General features: G+C 74.2%; 10 protein-coding genes, 1 tRNA gene, 1 other RNA gene and 1 pseudogene. 4 read left to right on the top strand and 9 right to left on the bottom strand.

Going from position 1 to position 16,168, the window contains the following annotated elements; all coding sequences use genetic code 11:
* Window positions 1–195: 195 nt before the first annotated feature.
* From purD to ffs, 4 genes are all read right to left on the bottom strand, one after another.
* Entirely contained in the window at window positions 196–1,455 is a 1,260-nt protein-coding gene (purD, locus tag V2W30_RS19285) for a phosphoribosylamine--glycine ligase (protein WP_338698189.1), read from the bottom strand.
* Between the two features lie 113 nt (window positions 1,456–1,568).
* Window positions 1,569–2,006 carry a DNA polymerase III subunit gamma/tau gene (locus tag V2W30_RS19290; protein ID WP_338698190.1) on the bottom strand — a complete coding sequence of 146 codons (438 nt, stop codon included), beginning with the start codon at window positions 2,004–2,006 and terminating at the stop codon, window positions 1,569–1,571.
* Window positions 2,003–3,748 carry a DNA polymerase III subunit gamma and tau gene (locus V2W30_RS19295; RefSeq protein ID WP_338698191.1) on the bottom strand — a complete coding sequence of 582 codons (1,746 nt, stop codon included), beginning with the start codon at window positions 3,746–3,748 and terminating at the stop codon, window positions 2,003–2,005. Before V2W30_RS19295 ends, V2W30_RS19290 begins: the two co-directional genes overlap by 4 nt.
* Window positions 3,749–3,804: 56 nt before the next feature.
* Window positions 3,805–3,903, bottom strand: an RNA gene (ffs, locus tag V2W30_RS19300) — signal recognition particle sRNA small type.
* 72 nt (window positions 3,904–3,975) lie between these two features.
* On the opposite strand from ffs, the gene V2W30_RS19305 reads away from it, so the two are divergent.
* Window positions 3,976–4,063 (top strand) — tRNA-Ser (locus V2W30_RS19305).
* A gap of 157 nt (window positions 4,064–4,220) precedes the next feature.
* Window positions 4,221–4,442, top strand: coding sequence for a hypothetical protein (locus tag V2W30_RS19310; protein ID WP_338698193.1), 222 nt, complete (start codon window positions 4,221–4,223; stop codon window positions 4,440–4,442).
* Window positions 4,443–4,661: 219 nt separating this feature from the next.
* Here the strand turns inward: V2W30_RS19310 and V2W30_RS19315 are convergent, their stop codons facing one another.
* From V2W30_RS19315 to V2W30_RS19325, 3 genes are read right to left on the bottom strand one after another with little or no spacing between them, the layout of a single operon-like run.
* Window positions 4,662–5,735, bottom strand: a complete 1,074-nt coding sequence (locus tag V2W30_RS19315; RefSeq protein WP_338698195.1) for an alkene reductase — start codon at window positions 5,733–5,735, stop codon at window positions 4,662–4,664.
* 60 nt (window positions 5,736–5,795) lie between these two features.
* On the bottom strand, window positions 5,796–7,004 hold the full coding sequence (locus V2W30_RS19320) for an MFS transporter (RefSeq protein WP_338698197.1): 1,209 nt from the start codon (window positions 7,002–7,004) through the stop codon (window positions 5,796–5,798).
* Complete coding sequence (locus V2W30_RS19325) at window positions 6,997–7,266, bottom strand: hypothetical protein (protein ID WP_338698199.1); 270 nt, start codon at window positions 7,264–7,266, stop codon at window positions 6,997–6,999. The genes V2W30_RS19320 and V2W30_RS19325 overlap by 8 nt, the downstream gene beginning before the upstream one ends.
* A 464-nt stretch (window positions 7,267–7,730) precedes the next feature.
* Between V2W30_RS19325 and V2W30_RS19330 the strand changes: the two are divergent.
* Window positions 7,731–10,924 (top strand): annotated as a pseudogene (locus tag V2W30_RS19330) (BTAD domain-containing putative transcriptional regulator).
* Between the two features lie 55 nt (window positions 10,925–10,979).
* On the opposite strand, the gene V2W30_RS19335 reads toward V2W30_RS19330, so the two are convergent.
* Window positions 10,980–12,869 (bottom strand): propionyl-CoA synthetase, encoded by a 1,890-nt coding sequence (locus V2W30_RS19335; protein ID WP_425244564.1) that lies wholly within the window; start codon window positions 12,867–12,869, stop codon window positions 10,980–10,982.
* A gap of 183 nt (window positions 12,870–13,052) precedes the next feature.
* Between V2W30_RS19335 and V2W30_RS19340 the strand changes: the two genes are divergently transcribed.
* Window positions 13,053–15,131, top strand: coding sequence for a TerD family protein (locus V2W30_RS19340; RefSeq protein ID WP_338703692.1), 2,079 nt, complete (start codon window positions 13,053–13,055; stop codon window positions 15,129–15,131).
* Window positions 15,132–15,203: 72 nt separating this feature from the next.
* On the opposite strand, the gene V2W30_RS19345 is transcribed toward V2W30_RS19340, so the two are convergent.
* Window positions 15,204–16,133, bottom strand: a complete 930-nt coding sequence (locus V2W30_RS19345; RefSeq protein WP_338698201.1) for a LysR family transcriptional regulator — start codon at window positions 16,131–16,133, stop codon at window positions 15,204–15,206.
* Window positions 16,134–16,168 lie beyond the last annotated feature (35 nt).

The raw sequence follows: 16,168 nt of genomic DNA on the forward strand, positions 1-16,168 counted from the left end.
CCAACCCCGTGCGCCGCACCATAGTTGGGCTGCGTGGCGTCGTCAGCCGGATGGGCCAGCGGTCACTCGATGGAATGGCTTTGGGCAAAGGTGGCTGACATGCGGGTGCCGGGCGGGAGAAGGTGGCTCCCACCCGGCACATGATCACGGTTACTCGCGGTTACCGTGGGCCGCTCGCTCGCGCTTCCTCGCGGTTCAGCTTTCGGCGGCCGCCTTCGCGGCGATGTCCGTACGGTGCTGGGAGCCGTCGAGACCGATGCGGGAGACCGCGGTGTACGCGCGCTCGCGGGCCTGGGTGAGGTCGGCGCCGGTCGCCGTGACGGACAGGACCCGGCCGCCCGCGCTGACGACGGGCCCGTCCGCCCCGTCCCGCTTCGTCCCCGCGTGCAGCACGTACGCGTTCGGGGCGTCCTGCGCGGCCACCTCGTCGAGCCCGGTGATCGGGTCGCCGGTGCGCGGGGTGTCCGGGTAGTTGTGCGAGGCGATGACGACGGTGACGGCCGCGTCGCCGCTCCAGCGCAGGGGCTCCAGGTCGGCGAGCGTGCCGTTCGCCGCCGCGAGCAGGACTCCGGCGAGCGGGGTCCGCAGGCGGGCGAGGACGACCTGGGTCTCGGGGTCGCCGAAGCGGGCGTTGAACTCGATGACGCGGACGCCGCGGCTGGTGATGGCCAGACCGGCGTAGAGGAGCCCGGAGAACGTCGTGCCGCGCTTGCGCATCTCGTCGACCGTCGGTTGCAGGACGGTGTCGAGGACCTCCTGCACCAGCTTCGGGTCCGCCCACGGCAGGGGCGAATAGGCGCCCATGCCACCGGTGTTGGGGCCCTCGTCGCCGTCGAGCGCGCGCTTGAAGTCCTGGGCGGGCTGGAGCGGCACCACCGTCTCGCCGTCGGTGATCGCGAAGAGCGAGACCTCCGGGCCGTCGAGGAACTCCTCGATGACGACGCGGTCGCAGGCGTATCCGTGGGCGCGGGCCTTCTCGATGTCGTCCGTGACGACGACACCCTTGCCCGCGGCGAGACCGTCGTCCTTCACGACGTACGGGGCCCCGAAGGCGTCCAGCGCCTCGTCGACCTCGGCGGGCGTCGTGCAGACGTAGGACCGGGCGGTGGGTACGCCGGCGCCGGCCATGACGTCCTTGGCGAACGCCTTGGAGCCTTCCAGCTGCGCGGCCTCGCCGGAGGGGCCGAAGACGGGGATCCCGACGGCGCGCACGGCGTCGGCGACCCCGGCGACCAGGGGTGCTTCGGGACCGACCACGACGAGGTCGGCGGCCAGCTCCTGGGCGAGAGCGGTGACCGCCGCGCCGTCGAGGGCGTCGACCGGGTGCAGCTCGGCGACCTCGGCGATGCCTGCGTTGCCCGGGGCGCAGTACAGGGCGGTGACGTCGGGGTCGAGGGACATTGAGCGGCACAGGGCGTGTTCGCGGGCGCCGCTGCCGATGACGAGGACCTTCACGCGGTCAGCCTATCCGTCGGGGTGGGGTGCTCTTGTACGGGCTTCCCAACGGAGGGCCGGTCGGCGTTTGTGGGTTTCTCCAGGACAGGGGGCGTGGAGAAGGGCGGCGGGCCCTACTCGTTGGTGAACTCCTCGACCACGGTCGCGCCCAGTTCACGGACGATGAGTTCGTGGCCCGACAGGGCGTTCTCGTCGAGGTCCGGGTCGTCGTCCTCGGGGACGTCGTCCTCCACCGAGACCGTCCGGCGGGGCGGGGGCGCCGGGGCCTGAGCCGGGGCGGGCGCCGACGGGGCCGGGGCGGTCGGGGCCTGCGGAGCCGGTGCGGGAGCGGGGGCCGGGGGCGGGGTGTAGCCGCCTCCGTAGCCGGGGGCGGGCGGGGCCGGGGCCCCGGCGCCCGACGCGTCGACCACCGAGTCGATCTTCCAGTGCACGCCGAACTGCTCGGTCAGCGCCGCCTTGAGCACGTCCTCGCTGCCGCTGCTCGCGAAGTTGTCCCGCGCGCCCGCGTTCACGAAGCCGAGCTGGAGCGTGGTGCCGTCGAAGCCCGTCACCTGCGCGTTCTGGCTGAGCAGGATCCAGGTGAAGCGGCGCTTGTTCTTGACCGCCTCCAGGATGTTCGGCCAGAGGGTGCGGGGGTCCGGGCCGCCGACCGGAGCGGGTGCGGGGGCCGGAGCGGCGGGCGCGGGCTGCTGCTGAGGCGCGGCGGGCGCGGCTGCGGGGGCCGCCGCCGGAGCGGCCGGAGGCTGCGGCCGGCCCGCACCGGCGGCGGTGGCCGTGGGCCAGCCGCCGGGCTTGCGGGCGCCGCCTGCCGGGGCGGCGGTGGGCCAGGCTCCGGGGGCGGCAGCGGCGGGCGGGGCCTGCGGAGTCTGGGGGCCTGCGGCGCCGGAGGCTGGGCTTCCGGAGCAGGTGCGGGGGCCGGAGCCGGGGCGGGTGCGGCCTGCACCGGAGCCGGGGCCGGAGCGTGGGCCGGAGCCGGGGCACCGCCTCGTACCGCCGCACGGGCCGCCGCCGGGCCGCTGCCGGGTGCGACCGGAGCGACGGGTGCGACCGGGGCCGCCTGGGCCGGGGCGTGCGCGTCGGGTCCGGGAACGTACGCCATGGCAGGGCCGGGGCCCTGGCCGCCCGGGGTGAAGTGTCCGCCGCGCTCCAGCCGGTCGAGGCGGGCCATGAGGGAGCGCTCGTCGCCGTACGCGGCGGGGAGCAGCACGCGCGCGCAGATCAGTTCGAGCTGGAGCCGCGGCGAGTTCGCGCCGCGCATCTCGGCCAGGCCCTCGCTGACGAGGTCGGCGGCGCGGCTGAGCTCGGCGGCGCCGAAGGTGCTCGCCTGCGCCTGCATCCGCTCCACGACATCGGCCGGGGCGTCGATGAGCCCCTTCTCCGCCGCGTCCGGCACCGCCGCCAGGATCACCAGGTCGCGCAGCCGCTCCAGGAGGTCGGTGACGAAGCGACGCGGGTCGTTGCCCCCCTCGATGACGTGGTCCACGACGTCGAAGGCCGCGGCGCCGTCACCGGTCGCGAAGGCCTCGACGACGGAGTCGAGCAGCGAACCGTCCGTGTAGCCGAGCAGGCCCGTCGCCATGGCGTACGTCACACCGTCCTCGGCGGCGCCGGCGAGGAGCTGGTCCATCACGGACATCGAGTCACGGACGGATCCGCCGCCCGCGCGCACGACGAGCGGAAGGACTCCGTCCGCGACGGGGATGTCCTCCTTGCCGCATACCTCGCCCAGGTAGTCGCGCAGGGTCCCGGGCGGCACGAGCCGGAACGGGTAGTGGTGCGTACGCGACCGGATCGTCCCGATGACCTTCTCGGGCTCGGTGGTCGCGAAGATGAATTTGAGGTGCTCCGGCGGCTCCTCGACGACCTTCAGCAGGGCGTTGAACCCCGCCGAGGTGACCATGTGGGCCTCGTCGATGATGTAGATCTTGTAACGGCTGGAGGCCGGCCCGAAGAATGCCTTCTCGCGCAGGTCACGGGCGTCGTCCACACCGCCGTGGGACGCGGCGTCGATCTCGATGACGTCGATCGAGCCCGGTCCGTTCCTCGCGAGGTCCTGGCAGGACTGGCACGCGCCGCACGGTGTCGGCGTCGGACCCTGCTCGCAGTTGAGGCAGCGGGCCAGGATGCGGGCGCTGGTCGTCTTGCCGCAGCCGCGCGGACCACTGAACAGGTACGCGTGATTGACCCGGTTGTTCCGCAGCGCCTGCTGCAACGGGTCGGTTACATGCTCCTGCCCGATGACCTCGGCGAACGACTCCGGGCGATAACGGCGGTACAGCGCGAGAGACGACACGTGTACGAGGTTATAGGCGCCCACTGACAAACCGGTCCCGCCCACGGACGCCCGGGAACGCGAACGCCCCCCACGCACCCGCCAGAGCCAACCTACCCTTGCTGCCTTCCGGCCCTGGGGGAGTTCAGTCAGATAGCGCCACGTGAGGGGCTGCGCCAAGAGTACATGCTCCGGGCGGGTGGGAACGAGTTCGCGAGCACTCCTCAACGTCTTGTATTGTTTGCCGCGGAGGATTCGCCTAGTGGCCTAGGGCGCACGCTTGGAAAGCGTGTTGGGGGCAACCCCTCACGAGTTCGAATCTCGTATCCTCCGCCAGTGCCTCACCGGGCACTAACGTCGAAGGGCCCCACCGCGAGGTGGGGCCCTTCGACGTGTGCGCCACCCCTGTGGACGCCGTCCCGGCCGTCAACCGTGCCGCAACTGTGGCCTCCGACGTTGGTGCTGGGCCCCTCCCGTAGGCCCATACTGAGTCATGACAAAACCTGCGGCACCCAAGCGTCACTTGCCCACCAGTCCCTTCAAAGCCCCGGTCGCACCGGCTCCCAAGCACTTCGCCCCGGGGGACCAGGTCACGCATGACGTGCACGGACTCGGCCAGGTGATCGGGGTCGAGGACGGGATCGCGGCGCTCGTGGACTTCGGCTCCGCTCAGCTGCGGATCCTCAGCCCCTACGCCAAGATGACCAAGCTCTAGGACTGCCGCAGGAGTCAGGGCGCGAGGAGCGTCAGGGGGCGGTTCGGGCGGGGGACCAGGGCCACGCCCGCTCCCGCCTGGACGACGGCTACGGGACCCGGCCCTCGGTGCTCGCGCGGTGCGCGGATCCCGGCTCGGTCGTCACCGTCACGCGGCCGGGGTGTCGGGGGACTCCGGGTCGTGCGGGCTCTTCCCGTACTTCGGGTAGTCCGTGTAGCCCTACGCGCCGCCCACGTACATGAGGAACGCGTCCCGTACGGGGTTCAGTGGCGCGCCCGTGCGCAGGCGGTCCACCAGGTCGGGGTTGGCGAGGAACGGGCGGCCCAGGGCGATCAGGTCCGCGCCCGCGGCGAGGAGTTCGCGCGCGGCGGCGCCGACCGTCTCGGTGGTGAGTTCGCCGGAGAGGATCGGGTTGGCGACGAGTGTGCCCGGCCAGGCGGCGCGGATGCCGCGGAACACCGGGTCGGCCGGGTCCGCGTACACGACGTGCAGGTAGGCGAGCGGTCCGACGGCCTTGAGTTCCTCCACCAGGGGCGGGTAGATCGCCTCGGTGTCCGCCTCCTCGATGCCGTTGACCGTCAGGCCCGGCGAGAGGCGTACGCCCACACGCTGCGGGCCGATCGCGGCGGCGACCGCGCGGACGACCTCCACCGTGAACCGGATGCGATGCGCGACGGGTCCTCCGTACGCGTCGGTGCGCTGGTTGGTGTTGCCTGCGAGGAACTGATGCAGGAGATAGCCGTTGGCCGAGTGGACCTCCACGCCCGCGAAGCCCGCGTCGATCGCGCGGCGGGCGGCCGCGGCGAAGTCGGCGACGGTCGCGTCGATCCCATCGGTCGTCACCTCACGTGGTACCGGTGCCGGTTGATGCCCTTCGGCGGTGTGGATGCCGTCCGGGAGCGGGATCGGGGACGGGGCCAGCGGGGTCGTTCCGCTGGTCGCCGGGTGACCCACGCGGCCGCCGTGCTGGAGCTGGAGGAACATCGTGCCGCCCGCCGCGCGCACCGCGTCGGTGACCGTGCGCCAGCCGGCCTCGTGGGCGTCGTCGTAGAGGGCGGTGATGTTCGGGTAGGTGCGGCCGGCCGCGTTCGGTGTCGACGCCTCGGCGACGATCAGGCCCGCGGTGGCGCGCTGGGCGTAGTACGTGGCCATGAGGGGCGTGGGGGTGCCGTCCGCGAGGGCGCGGTTGCGGGTCATGGGGGCCATCACCAGGCGGTTCGCGAGGGGGAGACCGGCGAGGCGGGTCCGGGCGAAGAGCGTGGTGGCGGTCGCGGGGGCGGTGGCGGTCGTCATGGCCGTACTCCCTTGAGGGCGGGGCGAGTTGGGTGGCGGGATCAGGGGTGAGGCTCGGCGTCAGGACGGGGCGAAGCCTCTGCGGGACGTCAGGAGCAGGGCGAGGACCGGGGCCAGGAGCAGCGGGACCGCCCACGGGAGCGCGCCCGGTCCCGCCCGGTCGAGGAGGAGTCCGCCGGCCACGCCGCCGCCGGCCATGGCCACGTTCCACAAGGTCACGAGCATCGCCTGGGCGGCGTCGGCGTGGTCGCCGCCCGCCCGGCCCGCGGCGGTCTGCAACAGCGTCGGGACGCCGCCCCAGCCGAGGCCCCACAGCGCGGCGGCGACGTACACGAGCGGGGTGCTCTGCGCGGTCAGGGCCAGGAGTGCGGCGGCCGCGGCGACCAGGACCGTGCCCGCCAGGGTCAGGGCGCGCAGCCTGCGGTGGACGAGCGCGCCGACCAGCCAGATGGAGAGCAGTGAGGCCGCGCCGAAGACCAGGAGGATCACGTCGGTGGAGCCGCTCAGGCCCAGGTCGTCGAGGAACGTGGCGATGTACGCGTAGAGGATCGTGTGCGCCAGGACGAAGACGAGGGTGACCGTGAGGACGGCGGTGACGCCCGGGACGCGCAGGGCGTGGCGCATCGGGGTGCGGGCCGCGCGTTCCTGGCCGGGGTGGTCGGGGACGGCCAGGCGGATCCAGCCGAGGAGCACCACGGTCAGCGCCGTCATCGCCAGGAACGCGGTGCGCCAGCCGAGCGCCGACCCGAGGAACGTGCCCGCGGGGACGCCGAGCGAGAGCGCCACGGGGATGCCCGCCATGGCGACGGCGAGGGCCTTGCCCTCCAGGTTCGGCGGGGCGAGACGGCGCGCGTAGCCCGCGAGGAGGGCCCAGGCCACACCGGCCGCGACCCCGGCGACGAAACGGGCCGTCATCGTCAGGGCGTACGAGGAGGAGAGCGCCGTGACCGTGTTGGCGACGGCGAATCCGGCCATGGCGGTGAGCAGCAGGCGCCTGCGGTTCCAGGCGGCGGTCGCCGCGGTGAGCGGGATCGCGGTGAGGAAGGTCCCTGCGGCGTAGACGGTGACGGTCTGGCCCGTCGCCGCCTCGGTCGCGCCGAGGGAGCCGCTCATCGCCGGGAGCAGGCCCGCGGGGAGGGTCTCGGTGAGGCTCGTCACGAAGACGGCGGTGGCCAGGGCGAGGAGAGCGGGGAGGGCGGAGAGCGGGAGCCGGGGGGTGCGCTCGGGGGTGTCGAGGGACGGGGTCCCGGTCGTCGTCGTGTCAGTCATGGTCGGGGGCTCCTCCGTCGGTGCGGGGTGTCGGGGCGGGGACGTCCACGGGGAGTTCGGTACCGGTCGTGAACGGGGCGTCCAGCGCGAGGAACAGCGCGGCGCGGGCCGCCTCGTCGGCGGAGCCGCGGCGCAGCATCCGCGCGTCGTCGTGACCGGCCGCGACGGTGTTCACGCGGACGCCGGCGCCGCAGCGGTCCGCCGCCTCGGCGGCACAGGCGCGCAGGGCGGGCTGGGTGGCAGGGCAGCCGCTGAGGACCACGGAGCCGTCGGCGGCGAGGAGCGGGAGCAGGGCGTCGAGCGTGGCGCGGGTGTGCGCGGTGACGCTGTCGGCGGTGCCCGCGTGGAGGAAGAGGTGGTCGACGCGGCCGAGACGGGCCGCGACCTCGGCCGGGTCGGGGGCCGGCCCGTCGACACGTGGGCGCCGCGGCCAGTTCGCGGCGGATGCGGGCGGCGTCGGCCGGGGCCACGGCCGCCAGGACGGTGGCGCCGCCCTCGACCAGGCGCTTGGCGACGGCGAGACCCACGCCGTGGGCGGCGTCGGCGACCACCGCGGTGCGGCCTGCGTACTTGGTCATGAGGGACTCCTCCGCTCGAGCGTGCCGGGTGGTTCCGGGGGACGTGCTGACCATGGCCGGGCGGGCTTCGGGTCCGCTGAGGAGTCGCTGACGGTCGGCTGACGGTCTGCGCGATGGGCGGGGGCGGCGGGTCGGTTACCGTTCCCGCATGTGGTTCGGGGTCTTGGGGGGACTGGTCGTCCGGGAGGCGCCGGGTGGGCCGGTGGTCGCCGTCGCCGAGGTCAAGGTGCGGGCCGTGCTCGCCGTGCTGCTCGCGCACGAGGGGCGGGTGGTCTCCGTGGACCGGCTCGTCGAGGACGTGTGGGGGACGCGGCCGCCGGGCCACCCCGCGAACTCGCTCCAGGCCAAGGTGTCCCAGCTGCGCCGGGCCGTCGGACGGGAGCGGGTGGTGCGGCAGGGGTCGGGCTACCGCCTCGTACTGGACGACGCCGAGGTGGACGCCGTCACGTTCCACGGGCTCGTGGCACGGGCCCGGACGCTGACGGGAGTACGCGAGCGGGTCCATCTCCTCGACCGGGCGCTGGAGTTGTGGCGCGGGCCCGCCTTCATGGACTGCGTCGACGCCGATTCCGTACGGGCGTCAGCGCGGCGGTGGGAGGAACTGCGGCTCGTCGCGCTGGAGGAACGGGCCGCTGCCCGCATCGCCGCCGGTGAGCACGGCGTCGTCGCCGGTGAGTTGGGCGCTCTGGTGGCCGAGCACCCGTTGCGGGAGCGGCTGCGCGCCCTCCAGATGCGGGCGCTGTACCTGGCGGGACGGCAGAGCGAGGCGCTGACCTCGTACGAGGAGGTGCGCGGCCTCCTCGCGGACGAGTTGGGCGTCGATCCGTCCCCCGAACTCGCCGAGCTGCACACGTCGATCCTGCGCCACGAACGTTCCGAGCGCCCGGCGATCGCGCGGCGGCCGTACGGTGCCGCGCCCGAGTCCGGACCCGCGCCCGCGGCCGCGCCGGAATCCGGTCTGCCCGGCCCCACCACCCTCTCGTCGGTCGCGCCGGCGATCTCCGCGCCCTGGCCGCCCTGCTCGACGCGCACCGCCTGGTGACGCTCACCGGGCCCGGCGGTGTCGGCAAGACGCGGCTCGCCGTCGAAGCGGCACGGGCGCGGGCGTCGGACCCGTCCCCGGACCCGTGGGACGCGCGGCCCGGTGAGGTGCGGATCGTCGAACTCGCCGCCCTGCGCGGCGACGCGGACGATCTCGCGCAGGCCGTCGCCACCGCCTTCGGCCTGCGCGACGACGCGCCCCGCAGCGCGCCCCACCCCGGCGGGCCCCTGCGGCAGCTGGCCGAGGCGTTGCGCGCGCGGCGGGTGCTGCTGGTCCTGGACAACTGCGAGCACGTCGTCGACGCCGCCGCGGAACTGACGTACACCCTGCTGCGGGCCGTGCCCGGCCTGCGCGTCCTCGCCACCGGCCAGGAGCCGCTGGGCCTGGCCTCGTCCGGCGAGGTCGTGCACCCGGTCGAGCCGCTCCGCGAGGCCGACGCGATGGCCCTGTTCGCGGAGCGGGCCGCCGCGTCCGCGCCCGGCCACGACCCGGCCGAGGCGCCGGACGCGGTCGCCGAGATCTGCCGCAGGCTCGACGGGATCCCGCTCGCCATCGAGCTGGCCGCGACGCGCGTACGGGCGCTGGGCGTACGGGAGTTGGCGGCGCGGATCGACGACCGGTTCCGGCTGCTCGGGGTCGGTCAGCGGGGTGCGCCCGCGCGGCAGCGGACCCTGCGGGCGATGATCGACTGGAGCTGGGAGCTGCTCGGCGCGCCCGAACGGATCGTGCTGCGCCGCCTCGCCGTGCACCGCGACGGCTGCACCCTGGACGCGGCGGAGACCGTGTGCGCGGGGGAGGGCGTGGCCCGCGAGGACGTCCTCGACCTGGTGACGCGGCTCGTCGACCGTTCCCTGGTCGTCGCGGTGCCCGGGGCGCGGCCGCGCTACCGGCTCCTGGAGTCCGTCGGCGCGTACGCCCTGGAGCGGCTCGCGGAGATGGGCGACGAGGAGGCCGTACGCCGCCGCCATCTCGACCACTACCTCGCGCTCGCCGAGCGGGCCGCGCCCCTGCTGCGCACCGGTGACCAGCGGGAATGGCTCGTACGGCTCGACGCCGACTCCGGCAATCTGCGGGCCGCGTTCGACGAGGCGCTGCGCGGCGATCCCGCGGCGGCGGCGCGGCTCGGTGCGGCGCTGACGTGGTGGTGGCTGCTGCGCGGCCGCTGGTCGGAGGCGTACCGCGCGCTCCGCTCGATATCGGGGGTGGCCGGGGCACCGACCACGGCCACGCGGGCGGGCCGTGAACTGGCCGTGCTGCGCGGCTCGTTCGGGTTGCTGACGGGTGTCGTCCCCGGACCGCGCCCGCCCGGCGGCGACCTGCCCGCCCCCGTCCACTGGCTGTACGCCTACGCCCTGTTCAACGGCGGCGACCCCGACGCCTGCGGGCGCCATCTCGACGCGTTCCCACCGCCCCCGGACGACACCTGGGCGACCGCCGCGACCCGCGCCCTGCGCGCCCTGCACGCCCTGATCCGCGGCGACCTGCCCGCTCTCGAACGGGACGGGCTGCGCGCGGCCGCGCTGCTGCGTGAACTCGGCGACGGCTGGGGCGAGTTGCAGACCATCCAGCCATTGGCCGCGCTCGCCGAGATCAGGGGCGCGTACGAGGAGGCCGAGCGGCTCGGCCTCGCGGGGCTGCGGCTCGCCGAGGATCTGGGGCTCGCCGCCGAGGTCGCCGCCCGCCTCTCCGGCCTCGGCCGCGTCGCGCTGCTGCGCCGTGACGGGGAACGGGCGCGCGCCCTGCACGAGCAGGCCCGCGACCGGGCCGTCGCCCAGGGGTACAAGTACGGGGAGATCCACGCCGAGATGGGGCTCGCGCTCGGCGCCCGCCGGTCCGGCGAACTCGACGTGGCGGAAAGGCACTTGATCCGGCTGCGCGACCAGCACGGCGACCTGTCGTCCCCGGCCGGGGACCATCTGCTCGCCGCCGAGTTCGGGTTCCTCGCGGAGCTGCGCGGCGATCCGGACGCGGCCCGCGCCCACCATCTGCGGGGCCTCGCCGCCGCCCGCGTCCTGGACGAACCCCGGGCGTACGCCCTCACCCTGGAGGGACTCGCGGGCGCGCTGTCCCTCGGCGGCGACGCGGCGGGGGCCGCGCTGCTGCTGGGCGCGGCGGACGCGGCACGACGGTCGGTGGGGGCTCCGCTGCCCGCGGCCGAGCGGGACGACGTGGACCGGGTGACGCGCCGGATCGAAGGCGCGCTCGGCGCTGACCGGTTCGCGGAGCAGGTGGCGAAGGGCGCGACGCTGCGACCGCGGGAGGCGCTGGAGACGCTGGATCCTGCGGAGACGACCCTCTGAGGACCAGCGGACCCCGCGGGACGCGCCGGGACCCGTCATCGGAGCGCGCCCCGGATCACTCCCTGCGCAGCACAGGCCGCAGCGCCTCCACCACCGACGCGTCCTCCACGGTCGACGGCACCGGCTCGTCGAGGCCGTCGGCGATCCCGCGCATGGTCCGGCGCAGGATCTTCCCCGACCGCGTCTTGGGCAGGGCGGCCACCACGGCGACGTCCTTGAGCGAGGCGACGGCGCCGATCCGGTCCCGTACGAGCTGCACGAGCTCGGCCTCGACCACGGCCGGGTCCGCCGCGGTTCCCGCCTTCAGCACGACGAAGCCGCGCGGCACCTGACCCTTGAGGGAGTCGGCGACGCCGATCACGGCGCACTCGGCGACATCGGGATGGGAGGCGAGGACCTCCTCCATGCCGCCGGTGGAGAGACGGTGCCCGGCCACGTTGATGACGTCGTCCGTGCGCCCCATCACGAACACATAGCCGTCCTCGTCGAGGTGCCCGCCGTCGCCGGTGAGGTAGAACCCCTCGTACGTCGACAGGTACGAGGAGAGGAACCGCTCGTCGTCGTTCCACAGCGTCGGCAGCGCGCCGGGCGGCATCGGCAGCTTCACCACGATCGCCCCGTCCACACCCGCGGGGACCGGTGCACCGGCGGCGTCCAGGACGCGCACGTCCCACCCGGGCAGCGGCAGCGTGGGCGACCCGGCCTTCATGGGCGCGGCCTCGATCCCCACCGGGTTGGCGACGATCGGCCATCCCGTCTCGGTCTGCCACCAGTGGTCGACGACGGGGATGCCGAGCAGCTCACCGGCCCAGTGGTACGTCTCCGGGTCGAGCCGCTCCCCCGCGAGGAACAGGTACCGCAGCCCGCTCAGGTCGTACCGGCGCGCCAGCTCCCCCTTCGGGTCGACCTTCTTGATCGCCCGGAAGGCGGTGGGCGCGGTGAACAGGGTCTTCACGCCGTGCTCCTGGACCACCCGCCAGAACTGCCCCGCGTCCGGCGTCCCCACCGGCTTGCCCTCGTACAGCACGGTCGTCGCGCCGGCGAGCAGGGGCCCGTAGACGATGTACGAGTGTCCGACGACCCATCCGACGTCGGAGGCGGTGAACATGACCTCGCCGGGTCCGACGTCGTACACGGCTTCCATGGACCAGCGCAGCGCGACCGCGTACCCGCCGCTGTCGCGCACGACTCCCTTGGGCCTGCCGGTGGTTCCCGACGTGTAGAGGATGTACAGCGGGTCGGTGGCGGCGACGGACACGCACGCGGCGGGCCGGGCCGTCCGCACGGCCTGCGCCCAGTCCACGTCACGCGGCCCCAGCGTGGCCTCCCACTGCGGGCGTTGCAGCACGACACACGCCTCGGGCCGGTGCGTGGCGAGCTCCACGGCCCGGTCGAGCAGCGGCTTGTACGGGACGACGCGGGATCCCTCGATCCCGCAGGACGCGGCCACGACGACCTTCGGCTCGGCGTCGTCGATCCGCACGGCCAGCTCGTTCGCGGCGAACCCGCCGAACACCACCGAGTGCACGGCCCCGATCCGCGCGCAGGCCAGCATCGCGACGACGGCCTCCGGCACCATCGGCATGTAGACGACGACGCGATCACCGCGCCCCACCCCGAGCCCGGCCAGCACCCCCGCGAACACGGCGACCTGGTCGCGCAGTTCCTCGTAGGTGAAGGTCTGCCGGGTCCCCGTCACCGGTGAGTCGTACACGAGCGCGGCCTGCTCCCCGCGCCCCGCGTCGACATGCCGGTCGAGGGCGTTGCGGCAGACGTTCAACTCCCCGTCGGGGAACCACCGGTAGAACGGCGCCCGTCGCCTGTCGAGCCCCCGGGCGGGCTCCACGTCCCAGTCGATGCCCCGGGCGGCCGCGAGCCAGAACCCCTCGGGGTCCTCGACGCTCGCCCGGAAGGCTTCCTCGTACGACATCCCGAACGGCTCCATCTGCGCCCTCTCCTGTCGTCGGCACCCGTCGGCCCACGGACGAGACTCTCAGCGATCACCCTCCGGTCAATACCTCGCCAGGACCTTCACAACACCTCCTCACGAAGCGTTCGCGGGCGCTACGGTGCGCAGACGCGTCGGGTCAGTGACGCGGCGGTGCGTGAGGGGGAGTACGTGTACGAGATGTCCAAAGGGGCCAATGTCGGTCTGACGTCCTTAGGGGAGGACACCGGCTCGGTCACCGTGAGTCTGAGCTGGAGCAGCACGGCGGGCGACGGGGACGCGGATGTCTCGGTGCTGCTGCTCGGGCCGGACGGCAAGGTCCGCGGCGACGAGGACTTCTACTTCTACAACCATCCGTCGGCGGCCGACGGGACGGTGCACCTGCTGGGCAAGTCCCCCACGGACGACGGCAGCGAGGACCGGATCGGCGTCGACCTGGCCGCGATGCCCGCGGAGGTCTCCCGGGTCGTCGTCGCCGCCAGTCAGTACGGCACCGCGACCTTCGGTGATCTCGACGGGCTGCGCCTGACGGTCTCGGACCGGTCGGGCGAACCACTGCTCGGGTTCTCCATCGGCGACGCGAGCATCGAGACGGCCTTCGTGTTCGGGGAGCTGTACCGGCGCGAGGACGCCTGGAAGTTCCGGGCCGTCGGCCAGGGCTACGAGAGCGGACTCGCCGGTCTCGCCACGGACTTCGGCATCGACATCGTCGACGACACGGACGCGGAGACAGAGACAGAGACAGGGGCGGGGGCGGGTGACGGGGCGGACGTCGCCGCGGCCGCGTCGTCGACGGCCCCGGCCGGTCCCGTCGCCGCGGCGGCCGCCACCGGGGAGGCGCCCGCGCGTCCGGTCGAGGCGGCCCCCGTGCCCGTACCGCCCATCGAGGCCGCGCCGGCGGCACCCGCCCGCAAGCGCACGGCCCGCACCGCCAAGAAGAAGGTCACCCTGCCGAAGGCGGAGAAGAAGTCCCTGGCCGAGAACGACACCTGGCGGCCCGCCCGGCTCTTCCCCGTTCCCTCCTTCCGCAGCGACAAGGAGCGGGAGATGCGGGCGACTTCGGTGCTGCTCGCCGCGATGACCGAGGTACCCGAGTTCGGGCGTCGGCTCACGGCGGGCTTCGGTGCCCCGGCCGGCCGGATGCAGGCCTTCACCGAGGTCTCGCTGCCGCACGGCGACACCCCCAAGCGGCCGGACGGCGTGATCCGCGTCGAGCGCGCGGGCAAGCTGTGGACCGCGCTCCTCGAAACCAAGACCAACGGCAACCCGCTCAAGGCCGAACAGGTCCAGAACTACGTCGACATCGCCGCACGCCGCGCTTACGAGGCGGTCATCACGTTGTCCAACGACGTCGCCCTGGAGGGCAGGCCGCTGGTCGACGTCAAGCGGGACGCCCGGCGCAAGCACAAGGTGTCCCTCTGGCATCTGTCGTGGGCGGAGGTCGCCCACCAGGCCCAGATGCTGATCCGGCACGAGGGGGTGAGCAACGAGGCGCACGCCTGGCTGCTCCAGGAGCTGCTGCACTACCTCCAGCACGAGAACTCCGGCTGCCACGGTTTCCAGAACATGGGCCCGGCCTGGGTGCCGGTGCGCGGCGCGGTCGACTCGGAGACCCTGTGCCAGGGCGACCCCCGGGCCGTCGAGGTCGTGGAGAGCTGGGAGCGGCTGATCCGGCAGGTGTGCCTGCGGCTCGGCGGGGAGCTGGGGCAGAAGGCCCTGCCCGTGCAGCGCGCCCGACGCGGCAGCGATCCCGGCGCCCGGCGGGCGGCCCTCGCGGACGCGCTGTGCGAGGACGGGCGGCTCACGGCGGAACTGCGCGTCGACGGATCGCCCGGCGTCCTCGCGATCACCGCGGACCTGCGCACGGGCAAGCTGCGCACGTCCATCGAGGTGGCCTCCCCCGCGGGCGGCTCCCCGCTGATCTGTGCGAAGCGGCTGCTGCGGGTGCTGACGCACGCACCGGCCGACCTGCACGTGGAGACGCTGGTCGATGGCGGGGGCGGCCCGCGCAGCACCCTGGAGCGGCTCCGCCCGGAACCCGCCGACCTGCTGCCGAAGGACGGCGCCGCCATCACCGGCTTCCGGCTGTCCCTGTTCAAGGGGATGGGCGGCGCGCGGGGCAATGCCGAGTCCGGGTTCATCCGGAGTGTCGACGACGCCGTCGACCGCTTCCACACGACGGTGGTGACGCACCTCGTGGGGCTCGAACGGCCGTCCGTGCCGCGCTCCCGGCGGGCCGAGTCCCCCGTCCCCGCCTGACCCAAGAGCGGGCCGAGCCCCCCTGTCCCCGCCTGACCCAAGAGCGGGCCGAGTCCCCCGTCCCCGCCTGACCTAAGAACGGTCCGCGCCGCCGCCGTGCGCGGTGACGTCCCCGGAGCGGGCCACCGTGTCCGCGAAGGCTCGGGCCACCGGGGACAGGGCCGACCAGCGGCGGACCGCCCAGCCGACCTGGAGCGGGGGGAGGCAGGGGACCGGGACGAGGGTGAGGTCGCGGTGGCCGGGGCCGCGCAGACCCGGCAGGTCGGGGACGACGGCGTGGCCGAGGCCCAGTTCGGCCAGGTGCACGGCCGTGTCCCAGTCGGCGATGCCGGTGCCGGCGGCCAGGGCGTCCGCGATGCCCAGCTCGGTGAAGCGCTCGTCGAGGTGGGCGCGGGACGTGGAGTGTTCCGGCGGCAGGATCAACTGGGCCGAGGCCGCCAGGTCGGCGGGTTCGACGTGGGGTTTGGCGGCGAGCTCCGGGTCGGACGCGGGGACGGCCAGGACCCACGGCAGTTCGAGGACGGGGTGCAGCTCTATGCCGCGCTCGGGCGGGCCCATCGTGATCCAGGCCAGGTCGAGGTCGTGCGCGGCCAGCGCCTCGAAGCAGGCCCGGCTGGAGCTGACCGTCTGGAACTCCAGGCTGACCTGCGGGTGCGTGCGCCGGAACGTGACGATGGCCTCCGCCATGAAGTGCCGTACGGACGTCGCGCCGGTCGTCACCCGCACCGAGCCGCCCTCGCCGCGCGCCAGATCGCCGAGGCGGCGCAGCGCCTGGTCGATGGCGCCGATGCCGTCGGCCGCGGCGGCGCGCAGGACCCGTCCCGCGGGGGTGGGGACGACGCCCCGCGCATGCCGTTCCAGGAGGCCGATGCCGACCTCCTTCTCCAGCCGCTTGACGTGCTGGCTCACCGCGGACTGCGTGCGGGAGAGGTCCCGGGCGACGGCGCTGAGACTGCCCGCACGGCAGACGGCGACGAAGACGCGGAGGTCGTCGAGAGTCACCGGCCCAAGCTACAGCTTGGGTATCTGCAAGAAAA

The organism is Streptomyces sp. Q6 (assembly GCF_036967205.1).
Lineage (GTDB): Bacteria > Actinomycetota > Actinomycetes > Streptomycetales > Streptomycetaceae > Streptomyces > Streptomyces citrinus.

What these genes read in the sequence shown, in the direction of transcription:
- V2W30_RS19310 (WP_338698193.1), top strand. Translation starts at nt 4,221, where the DNA reads ATGACAAAACCTGCGGCACCCAAGCGTCACTTGCCCACCAGTCCCTTC.
- V2W30_RS19315 (WP_338698195.1), bottom strand. Translation starts at nt 5,735, where the DNA reads ATGACGACCGCCACCGCCCCCGCGACCGCCACCACGCTCTTCGCCCGG.
- V2W30_RS19320 (WP_338698197.1), bottom strand. Translation starts at nt 7,004, where the DNA reads ATGACTGACACGACGACGACCGGGACCCCGTCCCTCGACACCCCCGAG.
- V2W30_RS19335 (WP_425244564.1), bottom strand. Translation starts at nt 12,869, where the DNA reads ATGGAGCCGTTCGGGATGTCGTACGAGGAAGCCTTCCGGGCGAGCGTC.
- V2W30_RS19340 (WP_338703692.1), top strand. Translation starts at nt 13,053, where the DNA reads ATGTCCAAAGGGGCCAATGTCGGTCTGACGTCCTTAGGGGAGGACACC.